The 6,967-nt window shown below is 59.1% G+C and carries 7 protein-coding genes; all 7 read left to right on the forward strand.

Features of this window, described 5'->3' with window-relative positions; all coding sequences use genetic code 11:
• The coding region (locus ACIREA_RS22915) for a BamA/TamA family outer membrane protein (RefSeq protein ID WP_397384671.1) at positions 1–337 on the forward strand (337 nt) is incomplete at its 5' end.
• Positions 338–400: 63 nt separating this feature from the next.
• Positions 401–1,036: an OmpH family outer membrane protein gene (locus ACIREA_RS22920; protein WP_395730931.1), complete on the forward strand. Its 636-nt coding sequence runs from the start codon at positions 401–403 to the stop codon at positions 1,034–1,036.
• An 88-nt stretch (positions 1,037–1,124) separates the two neighbouring features.
• On the forward strand, positions 1,125–2,186 hold the full coding sequence (gene lpxD, locus ACIREA_RS22925; RefSeq protein ID WP_397384672.1) for a UDP-3-O-(3-hydroxymyristoyl)glucosamine N-acyltransferase: 1,062 nt from the start codon (positions 1,125–1,127) through the stop codon (positions 2,184–2,186).
• 75 nt (positions 2,187–2,261) lie between these two features.
• Positions 2,262–3,488 carry a tryptophan synthase subunit beta gene (gene trpB / locus ACIREA_RS22930; protein WP_397384673.1) on the forward strand — a complete coding sequence of 409 codons (1,227 nt, stop codon included), beginning with the start codon at positions 2,262–2,264 and terminating at the stop codon, positions 3,486–3,488.
• Positions 3,489–3,491: 3 nt separating this feature from the next.
• Positions 3,492–4,079: a methyltransferase domain-containing protein gene (locus tag ACIREA_RS22935; protein WP_397384674.1), complete on the forward strand. Its 588-nt coding sequence runs from the start codon at positions 3,492–3,494 to the stop codon at positions 4,077–4,079.
• 69 nt (positions 4,080–4,148) lie between these two features.
• Positions 4,149–6,320 (forward strand): tetratricopeptide repeat protein, encoded by a 2,172-nt coding sequence (locus ACIREA_RS22940; protein ID WP_397384675.1) that lies wholly within the window; start codon positions 4,149–4,151, stop codon positions 6,318–6,320.
• A 38-nt stretch (positions 6,321–6,358) separates the two neighbouring features.
• Positions 6,359–6,967, forward strand: a 609-nt coding sequence (locus ACIREA_RS22945) for a M15 family metallopeptidase (protein WP_397384676.1), incomplete at its 3' end; no start/stop codon positions are given.

Here is a 6,967-nt window from a genome sequence, read left to right on the forward strand (position 1 = left end):
CTTCACGTATCGTCATGCTGGCCCCAAGGACAGCACGGGTGAGCCAATCGGCGGCCTGACATCCATCTACGCCTCAAGCGAATTTTCCATTCCGGTGCACATCACCGCCAACACGGAAAAGTCACCGCGCGTGGTGGTCTTCGGTGACGTCGGCTCCATCAGCGGGGCCACCGGCGCCTCCTATGGCAATGGTGCCATCTACTCAGATGCGGGTATCGGCCTGCGCCTCTTCCTTCCCGTCGGTCCTATCCGTGTTGACTATGCGGTGCCAATCGGCAAAGACGCCACTTCAGGCAACGGTGGCCGCTTCCAGTTCAACATGGGCTACAAGTTCTAGCAGCCTGTTGTTCAGACAAATTTGTTTGTCTGCCCCTCCAATCTCATTCAAAATCCCACACTTATGATTCGCAGCGCGTTCATCGCCCTCATCCTCGCCACCGTCACTCTTCAGGCCGCCGATCTCAAAATCGGTGTGATCGACATGTCCAAAGTCTTCCAGGAGTTCCACAAAACCAAAACCGCTGCGGACAAGTACAAGGCCAATTACGAAAAAGCCGCCCAGGAAATGACTGAGCGTCAGAACACGTATAAAAACCTGGCTGCCGAGGCCCAAAAGCTTCAGAAAATCGCCAGCGATCCGATCATCACTCCCGAACAGCGTGCGAAATACGGTGCTGAACTGGGTGAAAAAGTGAAAGAAATCCGCGCCCTGGAAATGGAAATGCAGGAGTTCGCTGACCGTCGCCAGCAGCAGCTCAAGCAGGAAGACATGCAGATCCGCAAAGGCCTGTATGAGGAGATTCTTGTTGTCGTCCGCGACCGCTCCAAGGCAGATGCCTACGACATCGTTTTCGACAAGACAGGCGTCAGCCTTTCCACGGTGCCGATCATTCTGCACGTCAGGGAAGGTGCTGCCACCGATCTCACCGATCAGCTCATCGTCGAACTGAACAAGGATGCGCCACCTCCTGGCGCCGAGCCCAAGAAAGAAGGAGCCGCCGCTCCGGCACCCAAGGCTGAGGAACCGAAAAAATAGCCTGCGGCTGTCAGTTATTCCAAGGCACGCCGCAAACATTTGCGACGTGCCTTTTTTTGTTCCAGCGTAGTTGTATTCGTCTGCAACCATGAGCCATTCCATCACCCTTCAGAAACTCACTGAACTCGTCGGAGGAACACTCTCTGCGGGCAGCCCGGAATCCATCATCTCCGGACTGAACTCCATTTTGGAAGCCAACCCAGGTGAAGTGACTTTCCTTGGCAATGCACGTTACCTGCCTGCGCTCAAGACCACCCGTGCCTCCGCCGCCCTCGTGCCGGAGGATCTTGTCGCTGAAGATGCCAGGGAGGGGCTTGCGCTCATTCGCCTTAAAAACCCCACTTTCGCCTTCTCTCATGTCATTCGTTTCTTTGGCCCTCCCGCCATTGAGTTTGTGCCCGGCGTGCATCCCTCCGCCACGGTGGCCAGTGACGTGGTTTACGACCCGCAAAAGGTCAGCATCGGCCCGAACGCCGTCATCGAGACCGGCGTGCACCTTGGCGATGACTGCACCATTCACGCAGGAGTCTACCTGGGTCGTGGAGTCAAACTCGGCGCCGGCTGCGTCGTTCACGCCAACGCCGTCATCAAGGAATACTGCATCCTGGGCCAGCGCGTCATTCTCCACAGCGGCTCCGTGATCGGCAGTGACGGCTTCGGCTACGAGCAGGTTCAAGGCCGCCATCAGAAGATCGATCAGGTCGGCATCGTGCAGATCGATGATGATGTCGAAATCGGCTCCTGCACCACCATTGACCGCGCCCGCTTCGGCCGCACCTTGATCGGCGAGGGCTGCAAGATCGACAATCTGGTGCAGATCGGTCACAACTGCACGCTTGGGAAGCACTGCATCATCGTTTCGCAAACTGGCATCTCTGGCAGCACCCGACTGGGCAACTACGTCACCATGGGGGGGCAGGTCGGCGTGGCAGGTCACCTTGAGATTGGCGACAAAGTCATGTTCTTTGCCAAATCCGGTGTCACCAAAAGCATCCTTGAAGCAGGGGCCTACACCGGTTACCCCGCCCGTCCGCTCATGGAAGGGCGCAAGATGCTCAGCCTTCCGGCGAAGATCCCCGATTTGCTGGACCGCGTGCGAGCCTTGGAAAAAAAACTCGCCGCACTCGAAGGCGGAACGGTCCATTCCTGATCAAGGCGCGTAACTTTGCCTGAAGCCTGCGCAGACGTTGCCAAGGGCAGGTCTTCGATCTATTTTCATCCCCCCATGACCGCCGCCTCCATCCTTCCCCTCCCCGTGATGCCCGATAGCCACGGCCACTTTGGCCAGTACGGCGGCATGTTCGTGCCAGAAACGCTCATGGCGGCGCTGACCGAGCTTTCAGATCATTACGAGAGGGCCAAAGCCGACCCTGCTTTCCAGAAGGAACTGGACCGGCTGCTCCACGAATATGTTGGCCGCCCGACGCCACTGTACTTTGCCGAACGCTGGACCGAAAAGCTCGGCGGCGCCAAAATTTACCTCAAACGCGAAGACCTGCTGCACACCGGCGCACACAAGATCAACAACGCCCTCGGGCAGATCCTGCTCGCACAGCGCCTGGGCAAGAAGCGCATCATCGCCGAAACAGGTGCCGGCCAGCACGGTGTCGCCACCGCCACGGTGTGCGCACGTTTTGGCTGCGAATGCGTCATCTACATGGGCAAGGTGGACATGGAGCGCCAGGCGCTGAATGTTGCACGCATGCGTTTCCTCGGGGCCAAAGTCGTCGCTGTGACGGCGGGCCAGGCCACGCTCAAGGAAGCTGTGAATGAGGCCATGCGCGACTGGGTGACCAACGTGCGCACCACGCATTACATCCTGGGTTCCGCTCTCGGCTCACACCCCTTCCCCATGATGGTGCGTGACTTCCATCGCATCATCGGCGTCGAGGCACGCCGTCAGATCTTGGAGCGCGAGGAGCGCCTGCCGGATCTGCTCGTCGCGTGTGTCGGCGGCGGCAGCAACAGCATCGGCCTCTTCCATCCCTTCCTGAATGACAAGGATGTGCGCATGACGGGCGTCGAAGCTGGTGGTGACGGCATCATCCCCGAGCGCCATGCCGCACGTTTCCAAGGCGGTCGTCTCGGCGTTCTGCAAGGCACCAAGACCTGGCTCCTGGCCAATGCCGACGGCCAGATCGAGCTCACCCACAGCGTCAGCGCAGGCCTCGACTATGCCGCCATCGGCCCCGAGCACGCCTGGCTGCACGAGCAGGGCCGTGTGACCTACAATTACGCCACGGATGACGAGGCGCTCGCCGCGTTCCAGGAACTCAGCCAGGTCGAAGGCATCATCCCCGCCCTCGAAAGCAGCCACGCCATCGCCGAAGTCCACAAAGTAGCCCCGACCATGCGCAAAGATCAGATCATCCTTGTGAATCTCTCCGGTCGCGGGGACAAGGACGTGGCTCAGGCGGCGCGCTTGATTTTCGGTGAGGAATTGAAGTTTTGAGATATGCTGCCCGCTCCGATAGCCGAAGACATGTCGCAGCTGAAATCGCTGCTGCATGACTCGCTGGCCCCGCATCTGCCTGCGGCGCATAAGGACATGCGCATCCTCAATCTGGCCTGCGGGCGCTGTGATGAAGCGGAGACCTTGATCCAAGTCGGTTCCGAACTCACCCAGGGTGGTGGGGTCGAAATGATCGGCGCGGATATTCGCATACGCGAAATCCGCCAGGCTCGTGAAACGCACAGCCATCTGCCCGCGCAGTTTTTGATCGAGGACGCCACCAAGATCGACCAGCACAAAGAGTTGAGTGATGACTTCAACATGGTCTTTCTGCGCCATCAAAACTTCTGGCACGGTCCGGAACTGTGGAAGAAGATTTTTGACCAAGGCATCGCCAAGCTGCGCCCCGACGGCATGCTGGTCATCACCAGCTATTTTGATGTCGAGCACCGGCTCGCGCTGCGTGCGCTGGAGTCTCTGGGAATGGAAGTCGTCAGCAACAAGCGCAACAAGAACAGCCGGGCCCTGCAGGATGCTCCGGGCAAGTCCGTGGACCGCTGGGTGGCCGTTTTGCGGCAGCGGCAGGCCTGAGACAGGCTGCCAAGACCATTTACAAGGACACCGCAAAGCGGTAAACTCCTTCCCTTCCCCCAATATTCCATGAATCGCCTTTTTTACGTCCTCACCCTCTTTGCGGCGCTTGTACTTGCCGCACCGGTGTCGCATGCACAGTCCGTTGATGCCAGCAGTGAAGTGGCCGATCAGTACTTCCGCGGCTTCGTCCTCAACAATGAGGCCGCCGCTCTCGAAAACTCCGGTGACTTGACGCTCGCGCAGACCAAATTCAAACAGGCTGGCGAGATCATGGACAGCATCGCCCGGAACTACCCGACGTGGCAGCCGGAAATGCGAGCTGCACGTCAGAACAAGATTCAAGATGCTCTCACTCGGCTGCAGTCACGTTCGTTGCAGGCACAGGCGGCCGCAACTGCACCCACGGCAGCCCCGGCTCCGGTGGCAGCCGTGGCTCCAGCTCCCGTCATGCCAGTGGCCACCATTCCCTCTCCTGGTGTGCTGGCACAACCCGCCGCTGCCATTCCCACCACCCCAGGTTCCCTGCCAAGTCTCAGCGACTTGCTGAGCCAGTGGGAGCAGATGCACAAACAGCGGGTTCTGGAACTGGAGGCGAAGACCAACCAGCAGCAGGTCGACCTCGGCAAATGGCAGAACTGGTATCAGTGGGCCTCCGGGGAAATCACCACTGCACGCCAGCAAAACGAGGCCCTCGGCAAAAAGACCACCGCATTGGAGCAGAGCATCCTCGCCATGGGCAAGGACGTGGAAGCAGGCCAGGCCGCGCAGGGGCAGCTGGCCAAGCTGATGGAAGAAAAAATGGCGGTGGATCTGGAGATGCGCAAAAACGCCCAGCGACTGACAGCCGCTGAAACTGCGGCCAAGGAGGCCTCCCAAAAACTGGCCGATGCCTCCACCCAAATGGCCGCCGTGCAGCAGGAGCGTGACAAGATCATCAAGGAGCGTGATCAGATTGTGAAGGATCGTGATGGGGCGATCACTCAGCGCGATGACGCGGTGAAACAGCGTGATTCAGCCGTCAAGGATCGTGATGCCGCCAGCGCCCGCAGCCTGGGATTGCAGGCTGAGGTGGAAACTTTGAAAAAGAAAACCGGCAGCGCTGAAATGAAGCGCCTCATTGCAGAAAACGAACGCTTGAAAAAGGAGATCGTCGAGGCGCAGAAGCAGGTGGAAACCCTGAAGGCGGATGTCGGACGCAAGGACCAGGAAATCGTGGCCCTGCGCGGCCAGCTCACCGGCTTGCAGGGCCAGATGGCCGAACTGCGCAAAGAAAGCGCCACCTACCAGACCCAGGTGGCCGAGCTGACGAAGCAGCTCAAAGAAGTTCAGAGCGGCATGGAGGGCAAGATCGCCACCACGCCTGAGCTCACCCAGGAAAATGAAATGCTGCGCGGTATCATCATGCGCCAGCTGCGCACTCAGCATCGTCAGCAGGCCGCCAAGGACCTCATGATTGCTGAACTGCAGAAAATGGAGAGCGCATCCAACGATCTCGTCAAGCAGGTCGAGGAAATGAAGAACGCGCGCATGATTCTCACACCGGAAGAGGAAAAGCTTTTCTCCGATCCTGTCGTGCGGGAACTGCTGGGCCCGAAGGGAGTGCAGGCCACCCTCATCGCCAACGCATCGCCGGACAGCGATAAAAAAGCGGCTCCTCCTGCGCCGACCTCCGTCGAAAAGCTCATCAACCAGGCCAACGAAAGCTACATGGACAAGGATTTCGAAAGTGCTGCCAAGCAATACCAGGATGCGCTTCGGGCCGAACCCAAAAACGTCACCGCGCTCATCGGTCTGGGCATCACACGTCAGCGTGAAAACAAACATGCCGACGCCGAGGTGTCCCTCCAGAAGGCGTTGGCCTACGATCCGACCAACGAACCCGCCTCCTTCGCGCTTGGCGTCACCTATTTCAAACAGGAACGCTGGAAGGATGCGATGACCTACTTCGAGAAGAGCCTCGCCAAACGCCCCGACAACGCCAGTGGCAGGCATTACCTCGGCATCATCGCCACCAAGCTCAATCTGATCGAACGTGCCGAACGCGAATTCAAGACGGCTCTGGCCATTGATCCTGCCTACGGCGAGGCCCATTTCAATCTCGCCGTGCTCTACATCACCTGGGATCCCCCGCAGTGGGACAAGGCACGTGCTGAGTACGGTGAAGCGATCAAAAAGGGTGTCCGGCCCGACCCCAATCTCGAAAAACTGCTCGAAGGCGGCAAGGTGTCGCAGCGTTAAGAAGACGACGGACGCAAGGTTTCCGTCGCTCTTCTGCCATGAAAACCCTGTTCGCTTTCTTACTCGCGGCCTCCGGCCTCTCTGCGCAAACCTTGGTCGACATCGGCACCAGGGCGGATGGTCTGGTGATCGATCTGCGCTACACCACGGCGGACAATTATTTCAAAACGGCATTCTATCCCAAGCATGCGCGTGCTCTGCTGCGCCCGGCCACGGCCGCCAAGCTGGCGCTGATACAAGCGGAGCTGAGATCCCAGGGCCTGAGCTTGAAGATCTGGGACGCCTACCGTCCGCTCGCCGTCCAGCGCGCGATGTGGAAAACGCTGCCCGATGCGCGCTTCGTGGCCGATCCCGCCAAGGGCGGTCGTCACAACCGGGGTGCCGCCGTGGATGCAACGCTTGTCGATGCCCGTGGCATGGAACTGCCGATGCCGACAGCTCACGATGACTTTTCTGAGAAAGCCGGTGCGCATTTCAAACTGGTGCCGCCCGAAATTTTCAAAAACCGAGAAAAGCTGCAGCAAGTGATGACGAAGCACGGCTTCACGGTGTTCGAAAGCGAGTGGTGGCATTTTGACGACGCTGACTGGGAACGCTATGAGGCGCTGGACGTTCCGATGCGTATGCCTCAAGCGCAGAAGCATCTG

The sequence above is a fragment of the Prosthecobacter sp. genome, from assembly GCF_044373815.1.
Taxonomy (GTDB): Bacteria; Verrucomicrobiota; Verrucomicrobiia; order Verrucomicrobiales; family Verrucomicrobiaceae; genus Prosthecobacter.